Here is a 16,070-nt window from a genome sequence, read left to right on the forward strand (position 1 = left end):
TCTGCTAGGTTGGCCTCCCCCTGACTGCCCGATCGCGTCCGCCCCCGGGAGGCCGCGCACCAAGGTGAACCGATGAACAAGCCGAGCTCCCGCAACCACCTGCTGGTCGCTGCCGTGGCCGCGCTCCTGATGGCGCAGGTTGGCGCCGCCGCCGCGCAGTCACCGCTGGAGCGCAAGCGCCAGGAGCGTGCCGAAGCCCGCCAGGAACGCGCCGCGAACGCCGGCGACGAGGCGGCGCAACGTTACCCGGAGGCGACCCGCGAATCGCCCCGGCTGAAGACCACCGGCCGCACCTCCAGCAAGCTGCAGGAGATGATCGACCTGCACGCCGAGGGCAAGGCGGCCGAAGCCACCGCGATCGCCGACGCCATCCTCGCCGACGCGGACACCAACAACTACGAAAAGGCGCTGGCCGCCCAGACCGCCGCGCAGATCGCCTACGAAGGCGGTGACATGCCGCGCGCGCTGTCGCTGTTCGAGCAGGTCGTCGCCCTCGACGCGCTCGACAACGACAACCACTACGCGATGATGCTCAACCTCGCCCAGCTGCAGCAGCAGCAGAAGCGCTACGACGACGCGCTGGCGACCTACGACCGCTTCTTCGCCGAGACCGGCAGCGCCGACCCCGAAGCGAAGATGATGAAGGGCCAGGTGTTGTTTCTGATGGACCGCCACCCGGAGGCCGCCGCCCTGATGCAGGAGGCGATCGACGCCAGTGAGGCGCCCAAGCCGGAGTGGAAGGCCCTGCTCATGCAGGTGCATGCCAACAGCGGCAATGCCGGCGAAGCGGTGCGCATGGCCGAGCAGGTCGCCGCGGCCAAGCCCGACGACCGCCGTGCCCAGCTCAACCTCGCCGCCGTGTACCAGCAGGCCGGCATGCAGGACAAGGCGCTGGCGGTGCTGGAGAAGCTGCGCAGCGGCGGCCGGCTGAGCGAGGCGATCGAGTACCAGCAGCTCTACACCAGCTACATCAACATGGAAGGTAAAGAAGCTGAGGCGATCGCCGTTATCAACGAGGGCATCGCCAAGGGCATCCTGTCGGAGGACTTCAACACCAGCGTCGCACTGGCGCAGGCGTACTACTTCTCCGGCCAGATCGAGCCGGCGGTCGCGGCCTACCGCAAGGCGGCCCCGCTGGACAAGGACGGCAGCACCTACCTCAACCTCGCCAAGGTCCTCCTCAACGAGGGACGTGACGCGGAGGCGGCCGCCGCGGCCCGGAGTTCCCTCGAAAAGGGCATCCCGGACCCGTCCGACGCCAACTCGATCATCAAGGCCGCCAGCGACTAACCGGCATCACGAAAACATCAAAATCTGCTTGGAACCACCCGCAGAGTTTGGTATATCCTAGGAGGTTCCCGTGGCGTGAAAGCCACAGGGAGCCCGACCTCCCGCGGCGCCTGCCAGCGCCCGGCTTTCCTCCCCGAGCTGACGGCGCATGACGCAAGACTTGGAAACCCCCGCTAACCAACTGGACGACCGTGAAGGGTTGAACTGGGCGCGTGTCGCCGGTATCACCATGGCGATCGCCGTGCATTGTGCGGCCCTGCTGCTGCTGCTCGCGCCGATGGCGCCGCCTCCGCAGGACAAGGCCGAGGAAGAGGTGACCTTGGTGAACATCATCAAGCCGCCGCCGCCGCCGCCGCCGCCGCCGCCGCCGCCGCCGGAACCGCCCAAGCCGATCACTCCGCCCAAGGAGCTGTCGCCGCCCAAGCCGACCCCGCTGCCGCCGCCGCCCGAGCCGCCGCCGATCGTGGTGGACGACCCGAGCCCGGTCGATGTGCCGGCCCCGCCGCCGGCCCCGCCGGCGCCGCCGGCGCCCCAGAACACCCTGGGTTCGGTCGACCCGTCGTCGAAGTCGCGCAACCCGCCGAACTACCCGCCGAGCGCGCTGCGGTCGGGCATCGAGGGTACGGTGATCCTGGTCATCAGCATCGACGCCCAGGGCAACGTGCTCGACATCGAGGTCGAGAAGTCCAGCCGCAACCGCGACCTGGACCGCGCGGCGGTCGACGCGGCCCGCAAGTGGCGCTTCAACCCGCAGATCGAAAACGGTGTCGCGGTCGCGAGCCGGGTTCGCGTCCCGGTCGATTTCACCCTCAACTGATCCGGGTGGCCCGCCCGGGCCGCCCCCTCCGGTCGAGTCCAGTTGCTGTAACTCGTAGTCCCTTCTTCCACGACATCTAAAGGTAAGCGTCATGCTTCAGGAAACCACCACCGCTGCTGCTGCCGGAGGCAACAACGCCGAAGCGTTCCAGCAGATGAGCTTCTCCCACATGGTCCAGAACTTCGACACCGTCGCCTGGATCGTGTTCCTCACCCTGCTGATCTTCTCGGTCCTGTCGGTCTACTGGATCGTGGTCAACCTGATCAAGAACATGCGCCTGCGCGGCAGTTCCGACCGCGTCATCAGCACCTTCTGGGAAACCACCAACGCGCAGGACTCGATCCGCTACATGGAAGAGCAGAAGCGCAGCGAGCCGTTCTCCAAGATCGCGCTTGACGCCGCCCAGGCCGCCGCCCACCACCAGCGCCACGAGGGCTCGCGCCTGGTCGAGTCGCTGAACCGCTCCGAGTTCGTCGACCGCGCCCTGCGCCAGGCCGTCACCCGCGAGTCGATGAAGCTCGAGTCGGGCCTGACCCTGCTCGCCACCGTCGGCGCGACCGCGCCGTTCGTCGGCCTGCTCGGTACCGTGTGGGGCATCTACCACGCCCTGATCCGCATCGGCATCAGCGGCAACGCGTCGATCGACGCGGTCGCCGGCCCGGTCGGCGAGGCGCTGATCATGACCGCGATCGGCCTGTTCGTCGCGATCCCGGCGGTGCTGGCGTACAACTTCTTCACCCGCATGAACCGGGTGACCAACAGCAAGTTCGACACCTTCGCCCACGACCTGCACGACTTCTTCGCCACCGGTTCGCGCGTCGGCGAACTGTCCGCCAAGCGCTGAGCACGGTCGCAACCAGGTTAGTTGGAGTTCGATATGGCCTTCAGTTCAGGCAACGATAGCGGCGGCCCGATGGCCGAAATCAACGTCACGCCGCTGGTCGACGTGATGCTGGTGCTGCTGATCATCTTCATGATCACCGCGCCGTTGATGTCGCACAAAGTGCAGGTCGAGTTGCCGGAGGCCGACGTCGCCAACATCGAACAACTCGCCCCCGAGGTGCCGCCGATCACGCTGGCGGTCACCCAGGACGGCAAGCTGTTCTGGAACGACGAGCCGGTCACCGAGGCGCTGCTGGAAAGCCGCCTCTCGGTCGAGGCGCAGAAGACCCCGCAGCCGCAGATCAACGTCCGCGGCGACAAGACCACCAAGTACCGCATCATCAAGGACGTGGTCGAGGTTGCCCAGCAGCAGGGCATGCGCAAGGTCGGCTTCGTCGCGATCAAGGATCGCTCCAACTAACCCCGGAGACAGAACATGGCTTTCAGTTCCAACTCCAGCGGCGGCGCGATGGCCGACATCAACGTGACCCCGCTGGTCGACGTGATGCTGGTGCTGCTGATCATCTTCATGGTGACCGCGCCGATCGCGTCGTACCCGATCGAGGTCAACCTGCCGCAGCGTTCGACCCAGCCGCCGCCGCCGACCGATCCGCCGCCGCCGGTGAAGCTGCGGATCGACGCGTCGGGCCAGGTGTTCTGGAACAACTCGCCGTACCCGCTGTCCGCGATCGCGGGCATGATGCGCGAGACCGTCCAGCGCGACCCGACCAACCAGCCGCAGCTGGAGATCGACGTCAACCCGGATGCCGATTACGGCATCCTCGCCAAGGTCCTCGCACACGCGAAGACCGCCGACATGAAGAAGATCGGCTTCGTCCAGAACTGAGGCGACACGCAACACCGTTACACAGTCGCTTACTGTCGTATTGGAAACGCCGCCTCCGGGCGGCGTTTTTTTGTGCGCGGAGCCGGCGGGAGGCCGGGGAGGTGCCGGGGACGCCGGCGTCAGTGCCGCTGCAGGATCGACAGGTAGCCGCGCACGGTGCGGTCGAGGCCGTCGTACAACGCCTCGGCGATCAGCGCGTGGCCGATCGAAACTTCCAGCACGCCCGGCACCGCCGCCAGGAACGCGGCCAGGTTGGCCTGGCTGAGGTCGTGGCCGGCATTGACGCCCAGACCCGCGGCCTGCGCGCGCCGCGCGACCTCGGCGAAGCGCGCGAGCATCGGCCCGGCCGTGCCCGCCGCCATCGCCTCGGCGAACGGCCCGGTGTACAGCTCGACCCGGTCGGCGCCGGTGTTGCCTGCGTGGCCGATCTGCGCCGCGGCGTCCTCGTCGTGGGCATCGGTGAACAGGCTCACGCGGCAGCCGAGCCGCTGCAGCTGCTCGACCAGCGGTCGCAGGCGGGCGCCGTCACGGGCGAAGTCGAAGCCGTGGTCGGACGTCAGCTGGCCATCGCCGTCGGGGACCAGCGTGGCCTGCGCCGGCCGTGCCTGTTCGCACAGCGCGAGGAAGCCGGGATAGCCGGGGCGGGGCGGGGCGAACGGGTTGCCTTCGAGATTGAACTCGACGCCGCGCGCGCGGGTCAGCCCGGCCAGCGCCAGCACGTCGGCGGCCTTGATGTGGCGGGCATCCGGACGCGGATGGACGGTGATCCCGTGGGCGCCGGCATCGAGGCAGGCGGTGGCGGCACGGACCACGTCGGGTTCGGCGCCGCCGCGCGAGTTGCGCAGCACGGCGATCTTGTTGACGTTGACGCTGAGGACGGTCATCGGCAAAGCCTAGCGCGCCCGCGGCCGACCGCAAGGCCGTGACGCGTCGCCGCGGCGACGCGCGAAACCGGAAGAGCCTCAGTGGCCGGTATCGACCCCGGCTTCACCGCCGGCACGCGCTGCTGCGAGCCGGCGAGCCTCGGCCTGCTCGCGCATGCGCTGCAGTTCCTGCGGATCGACCATCATCGCCATGTTGCCGCTGGCGCCGTCGATCCGGCGGGCGAGCAGTTGCATGACCGCGGCCAGCGACAGCACCAGCGCGGCGAGCAGGCACACCACCAGCAGCGCCACCGAGGTGGTGGTGAAGGCGCCGGCGAGGGCGCCGAGGGCGAGGGCGAACAGCAACCAGGGCATCGCGCGGGCTTCCGTTGGAGGCACCGCGAGTGTAGCGAGGGCGGGGGCCGCCGCCGCTGCCGGCCGCACCGGTGAAGCGGCCGCCGGTCGGCGCCTACAGCAGCGGCGACACCAGCCGCGCCAGCGCCTCGGGCACCCGGCTGCGCCACAGCGGCCGGTCGCGGTCGTCGCGCACCCGCACGCAGCGGCCGCACTCGGCCTCGATCAGCGCGGCGAGGCGGTCGTGCAGGCCGCCATCTCGGAACAGCACCGACACCTCGAAGTTGAGCCGGAAACTGCGATGGTCGAAGTTGGCGCTGCCGACGATCGCCAGGTCGTCGTCGCACAGCAGCGCCTTGGTGTGCAGCAGGCGCGGCCCGTACTCGTAGATGCGCACGCCGGCCGACAGCAGCTCGTCGAAGTACGAGCGCGCCGCGTAGGTGACCAGCCGGCTGTCGCTCATCTTCGGCACCAGCAGGCGCACGTCGAGGCCGCCCAGCGCGGCCGAGGTCAGCGACATCATCGCCGCCTCGCCGGGGACGAAGTAGGGCGTCACCAGCCAGACCCGCTCGCGCGCGGCGTGGATCGCGCCGACGTGCAGCCGGTGGATCGTCTCCAGCGGCGAGTCCGGACCGGACACCAGCACCTGCGCCACCACCGGCCCGGGCCGCGGCGGCGGCACCGGCAGCCGCAGCGGCGGGCGGCCGGTCGCGTAGGCCCAGTCCTCGATGAAGACCAGCTGCAGCGAGCGCACCACGTCGCCTTCCAGGCACAGGTGCAGGTCGCGGTAGGCGTCTTCGCTCAGCCGCTCGTCCTGTTCGTCGGTGATGTTGATGCCGCCGGTGAAGCAGGTCTGGCCGTCGATCACCACGATCTTGCGGTGGGTGCGCAGGTTGAGCCACGGCCGCTTCCAGAACCAGCGCAGCTTCAGCGGATGGAACCAGGCGACTTCGCCACCGGCGTCGACCAGCGGTTGCAAAAAGCGTCGCGACACCCGCTTGGAGCCGACCGCGTCGAGCAGCAGCCGCACCGCGACGCCGGCCCGGGCCCGCTCGACCAGCGCGTCGCGCAGTGCGGTGCCGGTGCGGTCGGGCTCGTAGATGTAGTACTCGAGATGGACGTGCTCGCGCGCCTCGGCGATCGCGGCCAGCAGGGCGTCGTACTTGGCGGCGCCGTCGACCAGCAGGGTTGCGCGGACGGCGGTGGTCGGCGGCAGCCCGGTGCAGCCCTGGGCGAGGCGGGCGAGTTCAAGCGCCTCCGGTGTCGGGTCGCTGCCGGGCGGCGCGGGCGGCAGGTCGGCGCGGGAACGGATGCGGCGCAGGCGCTGGCGGTGGATCCGCTGCGGGCCGAACACGTAGTAGACCAGGAACCCGACATAGGGCAGCGCGGCGAGGCTGATCAGCCAGCTCAGCGTCGCCGCCGGCTCGCGCTTCTGCAGCACGATCCACAGCCCGAGCCAGACCACGTAGACCGCCCAGCCGGCGACGAGCACCCAGGCCAGGCCGTCGTACGTCACCAGCTCGCGCCACAGCTGCTGCAACCCTTCCGTCATCCAGCACCCCTGAACGATTAAGCCGGTGTCGCTTGCGATGCGACCGCGCCCGCCTAGGCTAAGCGGCATGGAAGACGCCCGCAAAGCCCGCGCGCCGTTGAAGGGCCGCGGCGCCGCCTCGCATGTCACCGGCCGCTTCGCGGTCACCCGCGCCGAGGGCGCGGATGACGGCTGGGGCTCGGTGTACGAGGACCTCGCCGGGGCGCCGCGGCTGAAGACCGAGGTCACCGAGGAACGCGCGCGCAGCGTGGTGACCCGCAACGACTCGCCCGACGTCGGTTTCAGCCAGTCGGTCAACCCGTACCGCGGCTGCGAACACGGCTGCGTGTACTGCTTCGCGCGGCCGTCGCACGCCTACCTCGACCTCTCGCCGGGGCTGGATTTCGAGACCCGGCTGTACGCCAAGACCAACGCCGCCGAGCGCCTGCGCCACGAGCTCGCCAGGCCCGGCTACGTGCCGGCGCCGATCGCGCTGGGCATCAACACCGATGCCTACCAGCCGATCGAGCGGCGCTACCGCGTCACCCGCGAGGTGCTTGAGGTGCTGGCCGAGTGCCGGCACCCGGTCAGCTTCGTCACCAAGGGCGCGATGATCGAGCGCGACCTCGACCTGCTGGCGGCGATGGCGCGCGAGCGGCTGGTGACGGTGTACTTCTCGATCACCACGCTCGACAACCGGCTGGCGTCGCGGATGGAACCGCGCGCGTCGGCGCCGCACGCCAAGCTGCGCGCGATGCGGGCGCTGGCCGACGCCGGGGTGCCGGTCGGGGTGATGGTCGCGCCGGTGGTGCCGATGATCACCGACCACGAGATCGAGCACATCCTCCAGGCTGCCCACGAACACGGCGCCCGCGCCGCCGGCTACGTGTTGCTGCGGCTGCCGCACGAGCTCAAGCAGGTCTGGCGCGAATGGCTGGAGTTGCACTACCCCGAGCGCGCCGCGCACGTGATGAGCCTGGTCCGGCAGATGCGTGGCGCCAAGGACTACGACAGCGGCTTCGGCACCCGGATGCGCGGCGAGGGGCCGTTCGCGCAGCTGATCAACCAGCGCTTCGCGAAGGCGCACCGGCGGCTGGGTTACGGCCGGCTGCCGCCGCTGGACGGCTCGAAGTTCGTCGCGCCGCGCAAGCCCTCGCCGCAGGGCGAGCTGTTCTAGCGGTCAGCCGGCGAAGGACGGCCACAGCGGGCCGTCCAGCCACAGCCAGCGCGTCATCCACGCGCAGACGAAGGCGATCACCACCGTCAGCGGCACGCCGACCCGGACGAAGTCGCCGAAGCGGTACTGCCCCGGCCCGAGGATCAGCAGGTTGCCGTGGTGGCCGATCGGGGTCAGGAACGCCACCACCGCGCCCAGCGCCGTGCACACCACGAACGGCGTCGGCGCCACCCCGAGCGACTGTGCCAGCTCGATCGCGATCGGCCCCAGCAGCACCGTGGTGGCCGAGTCGGACAGGATCTGGGTCAGCAATGCGGCCATCGTGAACAGCACCAGCAGCACCGCCAGCACCGGCCAGTCGGCGACCACGTGGCGCAGCCCGGAGGCGAGCAGCTGGGCGGTGCCGGTCTGCTCCATCGCGATGCCCAGCGGGATCACCCCGGCGATCATCACGAACACCCGCACGTCGATCTCGCGGTAGGCCTGGCCGATGTCGACGCAGCGGGTGGCGACGATCGCGACCGCGCCGAGCAGGAACGCCAGCGGCACCGGCAGCCACTCGGTCACCGCCGCGAGCACGGTCACGCCGAGGATCGCCAGCGCCAGCGGCGCGCGCTGGCGGCGCTTGGCCTCGCCGGCGAACGGCACCAGCATCAGGAAGCCGTGGTGGGTCGCCAGCTCGGCGAAGCGCGACGGCCGGCCCCACAGCACCAGCAGGTCGCCCTCGCGCAGGCGCGCGTCGGCCAGCCGCGGCGCCATGTCGGCACCGCGCCGCCACAACCCCGCGATCACCGCCTTGAACTGGTGCGAGAAATCCAGCTCGCGGATGCTGCGGCCGATGAACTCCGAGCCCGGTGCGACCACCGCCTGCACCAGCTCGCAGTCGCCGTCCTCGCCGGGCTCGCCGTCGCGGGTGGTCGCGTTGAAGCGGGTGATCGGGTACAGGTCGAGCCCGGTGTCGTCGTGCAGCGACGCCAACGCGTCGGCCGAGGCCTCCACCAGCAGCACGTCGCCGCTGATCAGCGGGCTGGTCGGGCCGAGGTCGCGGCGCAGCCGGCCGTCGCGCAGCCAGCCGATCATGCGGAACTTGTCGCCCAGCGACTTCTGCAGTTCGGCCAGCGGCCGGGTGCTCCAGCGCGAGCCCTCGGTGACCAGCAGCTCGGTGCGGTAGCGGTCCAGCCGCAGGTATTCGTCGTCGCCCGACTTGCCGGTGCGCTTGGGCAGCACCCACCGCGCCAGCAGCATGTAGACCACGCCGATCACCACCAGCGCGATGCCGATCGGGGTGATCGAGAAGATCCCGAGCCCCTCGGCGCCGGTGCGCTCGAGCATGTTGTCGGCCAGCAGGAACGCCGGCGCCGAGACCAGCGTCAGGCAGGTGCCGAGCGAGGCGGCCAGCGACATCGGCATCAGCAGGCGCGACACCGACAGCCCGCGCGCCTTGGCGAAGCGGGTCAGGATCGGCAGCATCATCGCCGTCACCATCACGTGGTGGGTGAACGACGCCATCGCCGCCACCGCCGGCATCGTCACCGCGATCGCGCGCGACTCGCTGCGGCCCGACGCACGCCCGATCCACTGGCCGATGTGCTCGGTGATGCCGGTCGCGGCGAGGCCGCCGGAGATGATGAACACCGCGGCGACGATGATCGCCGGCTCGCTGGCGAAGCCCGACAGCGCCTGGCCCTCGTCGAGGATACCGGTCACCACCAGCGCCAGCAGGATCAGCATCGCGCTGACGTCGATCCGCAGGCGCTCGCTGATGAACAGGTACAGTCCGCCCGCCAGGATCAGCAGGAACATCACCTGTTGGAGTGTGAACGGGCCCAGGTCCATGGCCGGCATTGTGCGGTACATCGCGAAATGACGCATGAGGGTCCACCGGCCCGTCACGACCCGCCCCGCTACACTGGATAAAACCCCGCCGCACGCCATGCCCGTTTCCCAGAACCACCCCACCTTCCCAGCCGGCACCGGCGACGACTGCTTTCGCCTGGCGATGGCGGCTTCGGGGATCGGCATGGCGCTGGTCGACCTCGACGGCCGCTGGCGCGAGGTGAACCCGGCGATCGAGCGCATGCTCGGCCGCGACGCCGCGGCACTGGTCGGCCAGCCGGTGCTGGACTGCATCCACCCGGAAGACCGCGCGCTGACGCAGGACGGCATCGACGGCCTCGCCAGTGGCCGGCTGCCGGTGGTCGACAACCGCAAGCGCTACCTGCGCGCCGGTGGCGAGCCGCTGTGGGTGCACACCAACGCGGCGCTGATGCGCGGCGACGACGGCGCGCCGATGTTCCTGGTCGTGCAGCTGCGCGACGTCACCGCCGAGCACCAGGCGCAGGCGGTGCTGCAGGCCGCCGCGCACGACCGCGCGGCGGCGCTGGACGCGTCGACCCGGCAATTGCAGCTGTTCGCCGACGCGGTCGCGCACGACCTGCGCGCGCCGCTGCGCTCGATCGAGAACTTCTCGCGGCTGCTGGCAACGCGTGCCGGAGACAGCCTCGACGCGACCGGACGCGACCACCTCGACCGCATCCGCGGTGCCGCCGCGCGGATGAGCAGCCTGCTGTCGGCGCTGGCCGAGCTGTCGCACGTCACCGGTGCGGAGCTCAAGCCCGGACGGGTCGACATCAGCCTGCTGGCCGAATGGGTGCTGGCCGAGCTGCAGGACGCCGACCCCGCGCGCGCGGTCGAACTGGAAGTGCAGCCGGGCCTGTACGCACACGGTGACGAGCGCCTGCTGAAGCTGCTGCTGGGGCAGCTGCTGGACAACGCGTGGAAGTTCTCGCGCGACGCCGACACGGTGCGTATTTCGGTCACCGGCCGTACCGCCGGCGACGTGCTGGAGCTCACGCTGCGCGATGCCGGGAGCGGCTTCGACATGCGATATGCTCACAAGCTGTTCGAACCTTTCCAGCGCCTGCACGGGCCGGACGAGGGCGGCGGCCACGGGCTCGGGCTGGCGATCGCCGCCCGCGTCGCCGAACGCCACGGCGGCCGCCTGCACGCCGAGTCCGAACCCGGCAAGGGCGCCACCTTCCACCTTGAACTGCCCGCCGCCCCGCCCGACGCGCCGGCCGCCGAAGAGCACAGGTGATGCACAAGGACATCCTGCTGGTCGAAGACAACCCCGACGACGTCGAGCTGACCCGGCTCGCGTTCGACGAGGCCAAGATCGCCAACCGCCTGATCGTGGTCGGCGACGGCGCCGAGGCGCTGGACTACCTGTTCGCGCGCGGCAGGCACGCCGGCCGCGACGTCGAGGACCTGCCCTCGATCGTGCTGCTAGACCTCAACCTGCCCAAGCTCGACGGCCGCGAAGTGCTGCAGGCGATCCGCGCCAACGAGGCCACCCGCACGCTGCCGGTGGTGGTGCTGACCACCAGCACCGAGCCGTTCGACGTCGAGGCCAGCTACGCGCTGGGGGTCAACAGCTACATCCAGAAGCCGGTCGACTTCGAGCAGTTCGTCTGGGCGGTCAAGCAGGTCGGGCTGTACTGGCTGGTGCTCAACCACCCGCGCTGAGTCGCGACGCCAGGCTCAACCGCCGAACAGCGTCTCCGCGCGCTGGAACAGCACCCAGCTGGTGGCGATGTACTTGTCGCTGCCCTGCGGCCGGTTGCCGCGGTGGGTGTGGGTGAACCCCGCCGGCGCGATCAGCAGCGAACCGGCGCGCGGCGCGACCTTGCGGCGCTGGTACAGGAACTCGGTCTCGCCCTGGTCGAAGCCGTCGTTGAGGTAGACCGTCCACAACAGGTGGCGGTGCAGGGTTTCCGCGCGCGGGTCGCGCGGGTACAGCTCGCAATGCCAGTACGGGTAGCCGCCGCGGCCGGCGGTGTAACGCTGCAGGTTGATCGCGCCGGGCCGCAGCACCGTCTGCACCACCGGCGCCAGCGCGGCATCGTCCATCGCCCGCAGCCGCTCCGGGGTGAGCCGGTGGCGGCCGCCGTCCGCGCCCGGGACTTCCAGCATCAGCGGCGCGATCAGCGCGTGCGGCCAGCGCCGCAGGTAGCGCAGCACACCGCGGAACACCGCCTGGTTGAGCGCCGCCTCGACGTCGCGCCACTCCGGCCGTCCGCCGAGGGTGAGGTCGAGGCTGTCCTTGAGTTCGACATGCACGCCACCGCCGACCCGCCCCGGCCCGGTGTCGCGGCTGGCGGCGAAGCGCTCGATCCAGGCGCGGCACTGCGCCGGGTCGATGGCGTCGTGGATGACCTCGATGAAATCGTCGGGATTCGCGTCGTCGTCGTGGGCTGGCAGGGTCATCGCGCGCGTACGCAACGGGAGCGGAAAGCGGACATCCTCGCACGCCGGCTGCGGGTTGCATAAAGGCAACAGTGGCCGGCGGAACGTGATTGCGCGCGCGGAGGCGGGCAGGGCGCGGGTGAGCGCCGCGTCAAGGGCGTTCCCGGAAAACCGGCCATCGTCTGCCGTGCTAGTCGCGTTGCATCGGTGCAACGTGTGGTGGCCGCCGGACATGGTCGCAATCGGGCGATAAACGAAAAAATCCCGATAATTCATTGACTTGCGAGGTTGGCACGAAACTCGCGCTGGACCCCTTGCCGCCGTGGCGCACCCCGCGCCGCGGCCCAGCCCAGGGGGTTCCATGCACGACACCGCAGCCACCGCTTCCCGCCTGTTCCGCATGTCCGCGGTGCTGGCCGGGCTGGTGCTCGCCCCCGCGGCCTGGGCCCAGCAGGCACCGACCACCGGGCAGGGCAACGAGCCCGACCCGGTGCTGGTGGTCACCCGCACGGTGCAGCCGCGGATCGCCTATCGCGGTCTGCCGCGCAGCGAAAACCCGGTCCACACCCAGGCGACCGTGTTCCCGGCCAAGGTCTTCCACCGCACCCTCGACGGCGTGCTCGGCGAGCTGGTCGGCGACGACGCGCTGAGCCAGACGGCGTCGGCCGGAGTCGCCGGGTTCACCACCGGCCCCGCCATCGCCGACGCGACCGCACCGATCGGCACCAGCGCCGTGCTCGGCAACTCGACGACCGGCATCCAGGGTGGCGTGGCCGGTGCGGTCGGTGGCATCGGCGGGGCGGGCGGCGCGATCGGTCGAGCCACCGGCGGCCTTGCCGGCACGATCACCGGCGCGCTGCTGCCGACCCTTGGCGCTGCCACCGCGGGCGACGGGACGGGCGGGCCGTGAGCATGCGCATCACTTCGCTGCTGCTGCTCGCCGCGCTCGCCATCGCCGCCGCGCCGGCGAGCGCCACCGAGCCGCCGGCCGGGCACGACCGCGCGGTCGTGAGTGACCAGGCCGCCGCCGGTGCCAGCGGCCGCATCGCGGTCAACCAGGCGGCCGGCACCGGCAACGCCCAGGCCAACCTCGCCGCGATCGCGGTCACCGCCGACGGCGGCACCGGGCTGGTCGGCCTGCGGTCGCTGCAGCGGCCGTCGGCGGGTTCGCCAGACCGCGCCGCCAGCGCGCAAGTGCGCGACGGCGCGTTCTCCGGCAGCCGCGGCCTGCTGTCGGTCAACCAGGTGGCCGGCAGCGGCAACGCGCAGACCAACCTGTTCGCGATCGGCCAGCTCGCCGTACCCGCGTTCACCGGCGTCGACGACGCCGCACTCGCCGCGATCGCCGGCGACACCAGTTCTGAGGGGGCTGTCGCCCCGTCCCGGCCGAGGGAAGCGCGGATCGCCGACAACGCGTTCCGCGGAAGCCAGGGCGTGGTCCAGGTCAACCAGACCGCGGGGGTCGGAAACGCATCGACCAACGCCATCGTGCTCCAGCTGCCTGGCGGCACGCCTTAACCGCTGCATCCGCACCACCACGACAGGAGAGAGAGATCATGAAACTTCGCCACACGCTTATCGCAGCCAGCCTGCTGGCCTTCGCCGCCCCGGCCTTCGCCGCCGGCGACGACGCCGACATCTACAGCAACTGGGACATGTACAACAGCATCTACGTCATGGGCGACGTGTTCGTCTCCGGCGAGATCGACGTGTCCAGCGAGTCGGCCGCGCTGGTCGACCAGGACCAGGCCACGGTGGCCAACTGGTCGGTCGGTGACGGCGACAACTTCGCCTCCGCCAGCGGCGACGCCCTGAGCGGCGCGCTGGGCAACATCGGCGCCAACATCGCCGCCGGCGTGGGCAACGCCCAGGCCAACGACGCCGCGCTGGCGTCGGTCGACGGCGAGGCCGTGTTCGCCTCGGCGATGCTGTTCAACAACCAGACCACCGGCGCCAACCTCGGTACCGACGCCTTCGGCGCCGACGCGGGCCTGTTCTACGACGCCAGCGTCTCCGACAACGTGCTGGCCAGCGCCGCCGGCAACATCGGCCTGAACGTCGCCGCCGGCGTCGGCAATGCGCAGACCAACGCACTGGCCGCCTCGGTCAACAGCTCGGGCAACCTCGCCAGCGCTTCGGCCGACAGCGACCAGCTGACCCTGCTCAACGGCGTCCTCGCCGGCTTCGACCTCGACAACGACGCCTCGCTGAGCGGCATGGCGCTGTCGTCGGCGGTCGGCAACATCGGCGTCAACATCGCCGCCGGCGTCGGCAACGCGCAGCACAACGGCCTGTCGATCGCGGTCGCCTCCTGCGGCACCTGCGACTGACCGTCCCCCACGGGGGCGGCCACCCGCCCCCGCTTCCCCTGCATCCACACACAAGGAAAACCGCAATGAAGATCCAGACCACCGTCCTCGCCACTGCCCTGCTGGCCTTCGCCGCCCCGGCCTTCGCGACCGGCGACGACGCCGACATCTACAGCGACTGGGACATGTACAACAGCATCTACGTCATCGGCGACGTGTTCGCGTCCGGCAGCATCGACGTGTCGAGCGAGTCGGCCGCGCTGGTCGACCAGGACCAGTCCACCGACGCGAACTGGTCGCTGGGTGACGGCGACAACGACGCCTCCGCCAGCGGCGACGCCCTGAGCGGTGCGCTGGGCAACATCGGCGCCAACATCGCCGCCGGCGTGGGCAACGCCCAGGCCAACGACGCCGCGCTGGCGTCGGTCGACGGCGAGGCCGTGTTCGCCTCGGCGATGCTCTTCAACAGCCAGAGGACCGTCGGCAACTTCAGCGGCGAGCTGATCCCGGACGACGGCATCGCCTACGACGCATCGGTCAGCGACAACGTGCTGGCCGGCGCCGCCGGCAACATCGGCCTGAACGTCGCCGCCGGCGTCGGCAATGCCCAGAGCAACGCGCTGGCCGCCTCGGTCAACGGCTCGGGCAACCTCGCCAGCGCTTCGGCCGACAGCGAGCAGGTGACCGGCATCAACACCGTCGCCGCCCTGTTCGACATCGACAACGACGCCTCGCTCAGCGGCATGGCGCTGTCGTCGGCGGTCGGCAACATCGGCGTCAACATCGCCGCCGGCGTCGGCAACGCACAGCACAACGGGCTGTCGATTGCCGTCGCGTCCTGCGGCACCTGCGACTGATGCAAGACCCGGTGGGGACGGCACCCGTCGTCCCCGCCACTCCATACCCTAAGAGGGGGTACCGACATGAAAACCAAACTGACCATCCTCGCGCTCGCCCTTCTCGGCTTCGCGGCCCCGGCACTGGCTACCGGTGACGATGCCGACATCTACACCGACTGGGACATGTACAACAGCATCTACGTCATCGGCGACGTGTTCGCCTCTGGCAGCATCGACGTGTCCAGCGAGTCGGCCGCGCTGGTCGACCAGGACCAGGCGACGCTCGCCAACGCCTCGCTCGGCGACGGCGACAACGAAGCCTCGGTCACCGGCGACGCCCTCAGCAGCGCGCTGGGCAACATCGGCGCCAACATCGCCGCCGGCGTGGGCAACGCCCAGGCCAACGACGCCGCGCTGGCGTCGGTCGACGGCGAGGCCGTGTTCGCCTCGGCGATGCTCTTCAACAGCCAGAGGACCGTCGGCAACTTCAGCGGCGAGCTGATCCCGGACGACGGCATCGCCTACGACGCATCGGTCAGCGACAACGTGCTGGCCGGCGCCGCCGGCAACATCGGCCTGAACGTCGCCGCCGGCGTCGGCAATGCCCAGAGCAACGCGCTGGCCGCCTCGGTCAACGGCTCGGGCAACCTCGCCAGCGCTTCGGCCGACAGCGAGCAGGTGACCGGCATCAACACCGTCGCCGCCCTGTTCGACATCGACAACGACGCCTCGCTCAGCGGCATGGCGCTGTCGTCGGCGGTCGGCAACATCGGCGTCAACATCGCCGCCGGCGTCGGCAACGCACAGCACAACGGGCTGTCGATTGCCGTCGCGTCCTGCGGCACCTGCGACTGATGCAAGACCCGGTGGGGACGGCACCCGTCGTCCCCGCCACTCCATACCCTAAGAGGGGGTA

General features: G+C 70.5%; 18 protein-coding genes. 13 read left to right on the forward strand and 5 right to left on the reverse strand.

Annotation, left to right across the window (positions count from 1 at the left end; genetic code table 11):
- The first annotated feature begins 72 nt into the window (after positions 1-72).
- The 5 genes from N799_RS06685 (at position 73) to N799_RS06705 (ending at position 3,836) form a co-directional block, all read left to right on the forward strand.
- Positions 73-1,290 (forward strand): tetratricopeptide repeat protein, encoded by a 1,218-nt coding sequence (locus N799_RS06685; protein WP_036209752.1) that lies wholly within the window; start codon positions 73-75, stop codon positions 1,288-1,290.
- Between the two features lie 148 nt (positions 1,291-1,438).
- Complete coding sequence (locus N799_RS06690; RefSeq protein ID WP_036209755.1) at positions 1,439-2,107, forward strand: energy transducer TonB; 669 nt, start codon at positions 1,439-1,441, stop codon at positions 2,105-2,107.
- Between the two features lie 91 nt (positions 2,108-2,198).
- Positions 2,199-2,951 (forward strand): MotA/TolQ/ExbB proton channel family protein, encoded by a 753-nt coding sequence (locus N799_RS06695; RefSeq protein ID WP_036209758.1) that lies wholly within the window; start codon positions 2,199-2,201, stop codon positions 2,949-2,951.
- A gap of 33 nt (positions 2,952-2,984) precedes the next feature.
- Positions 2,985-3,410, forward strand: a complete 426-nt coding sequence (locus tag N799_RS06700) for an ExbD/TolR family protein (RefSeq protein ID WP_036209761.1) — start codon at positions 2,985-2,987, stop codon at positions 3,408-3,410.
- Positions 3,411-3,425: 15 nt separating this feature from the next.
- Positions 3,426-3,836 carry an ExbD/TolR family protein gene (locus tag N799_RS06705; RefSeq protein ID WP_036209764.1) on the forward strand — a complete coding sequence of 137 codons (411 nt, stop codon included), beginning with the start codon at positions 3,426-3,428 and terminating at the stop codon, positions 3,834-3,836.
- A 119-nt stretch (positions 3,837-3,955) separates the two neighbouring features.
- Here N799_RS06705 and N799_RS06710 read toward each other — a convergent pair whose 3' ends face one another.
- The 3 genes from N799_RS06710 to cls form a co-directional block, all read right to left on the reverse strand.
- Positions 3,956-4,720, reverse strand: coding sequence for a pyridoxine 5'-phosphate synthase (locus N799_RS06710; protein WP_036209766.1), 765 nt, complete (start codon positions 4,718-4,720; stop codon positions 3,956-3,958).
- A gap of 78 nt (positions 4,721-4,798) precedes the next feature.
- Positions 4,799-5,074: a hypothetical protein gene (locus tag N799_RS06715; protein WP_036209768.1), complete on the reverse strand. Its 276-nt coding sequence runs from the start codon at positions 5,072-5,074 to the stop codon at positions 4,799-4,801.
- 94 nt (positions 5,075-5,168) lie between these two features.
- Positions 5,169-6,605, reverse strand: coding sequence for a cardiolipin synthase (cls, locus tag N799_RS06720; protein WP_052101314.1), 1,437 nt, complete (start codon positions 6,603-6,605; stop codon positions 5,169-5,171).
- Positions 6,606-6,672: 67 nt separating this feature from the next.
- Between cls and N799_RS06725 the strand changes: the two genes are divergently transcribed.
- Positions 6,673-7,761, forward strand: coding sequence for a PA0069 family radical SAM protein (locus tag N799_RS06725; protein WP_036209770.1), 1,089 nt, complete (start codon positions 6,673-6,675; stop codon positions 7,759-7,761).
- A 3-nt stretch (positions 7,762-7,764) separates the two neighbouring features.
- Here N799_RS06725 and N799_RS06730 read toward each other — a convergent pair whose 3' ends face one another.
- Positions 7,765-9,597, reverse strand: coding sequence for an SLC13 family permease (locus N799_RS06730; RefSeq protein ID WP_036209782.1), 1,833 nt, complete (start codon positions 9,595-9,597; stop codon positions 7,765-7,767).
- A gap of 97 nt (positions 9,598-9,694) precedes the next feature.
- On the opposite strand from N799_RS06730, the gene N799_RS14335 reads away from it, so the two are divergent.
- A complete protein-coding gene (locus N799_RS14335) occupies positions 9,695-10,858 on the forward strand; it encodes a sensor histidine kinase (RefSeq protein ID WP_160279957.1) in 1,164 nt (387 codons plus the stop codon).
- Positions 10,858-11,286 (forward strand): response regulator, encoded by a 429-nt coding sequence (locus N799_RS06740; RefSeq protein WP_036209785.1) that lies wholly within the window; start codon positions 10,858-10,860, stop codon positions 11,284-11,286. Before N799_RS14335 ends, N799_RS06740 begins: the two co-directional genes overlap by 1 nt.
- Positions 11,287-11,301: 15 nt before the next feature.
- On the opposite strand, the gene N799_RS06745 is transcribed toward N799_RS06740, so the two are convergent.
- On the reverse strand, positions 11,302-12,027 hold the full coding sequence (locus N799_RS06745; protein WP_052101316.1) for a 2OG-Fe(II) oxygenase: 726 nt from the start codon (positions 12,025-12,027) through the stop codon (positions 11,302-11,304).
- Positions 12,028-12,367: 340 nt separating this feature from the next.
- Between N799_RS06745 and N799_RS14340 the strand changes: the two genes are divergently transcribed.
- From N799_RS14340 to N799_RS06770, 5 genes are all read left to right on the forward strand, one after another.
- Complete coding sequence (locus N799_RS14340; RefSeq protein ID WP_052101317.1) at positions 12,368-12,916, forward strand: hypothetical protein; 549 nt, start codon at positions 12,368-12,370, stop codon at positions 12,914-12,916.
- A complete protein-coding gene (locus N799_RS15270) occupies positions 12,913-13,524 on the forward strand; it encodes a hypothetical protein (protein WP_036209786.1) in 612 nt (203 codons plus the stop codon). The genes N799_RS14340 and N799_RS15270 overlap by 4 nt, the downstream gene beginning before the upstream one ends.
- 38 nt (positions 13,525-13,562) lie before the next feature.
- On the forward strand, positions 13,563-14,336 hold the full coding sequence (locus tag N799_RS06760) for a hypothetical protein (protein WP_036209788.1): 774 nt from the start codon (positions 13,563-13,565) through the stop codon (positions 14,334-14,336).
- A 65-nt stretch (positions 14,337-14,401) separates the two neighbouring features.
- Positions 14,402-15,172: a hypothetical protein gene (locus tag N799_RS06765; RefSeq protein WP_036209790.1), complete on the forward strand. Its 771-nt coding sequence runs from the start codon at positions 14,402-14,404 to the stop codon at positions 15,170-15,172.
- A gap of 66 nt (positions 15,173-15,238) precedes the next feature.
- Positions 15,239-16,009 carry a hypothetical protein gene (locus N799_RS06770; RefSeq protein ID WP_036209794.1) on the forward strand — a complete coding sequence of 257 codons (771 nt, stop codon included), beginning with the start codon at positions 15,239-15,241 and terminating at the stop codon, positions 16,007-16,009.
- The last annotated feature ends 61 nt before the right edge of the window (positions 16,010-16,070 follow it).

The organism is Lysobacter arseniciresistens ZS79 (assembly GCF_000768335.1).
Lineage (GTDB): Bacteria > Pseudomonadota > Gammaproteobacteria > Xanthomonadales > Xanthomonadaceae > Novilysobacter > Novilysobacter arseniciresistens.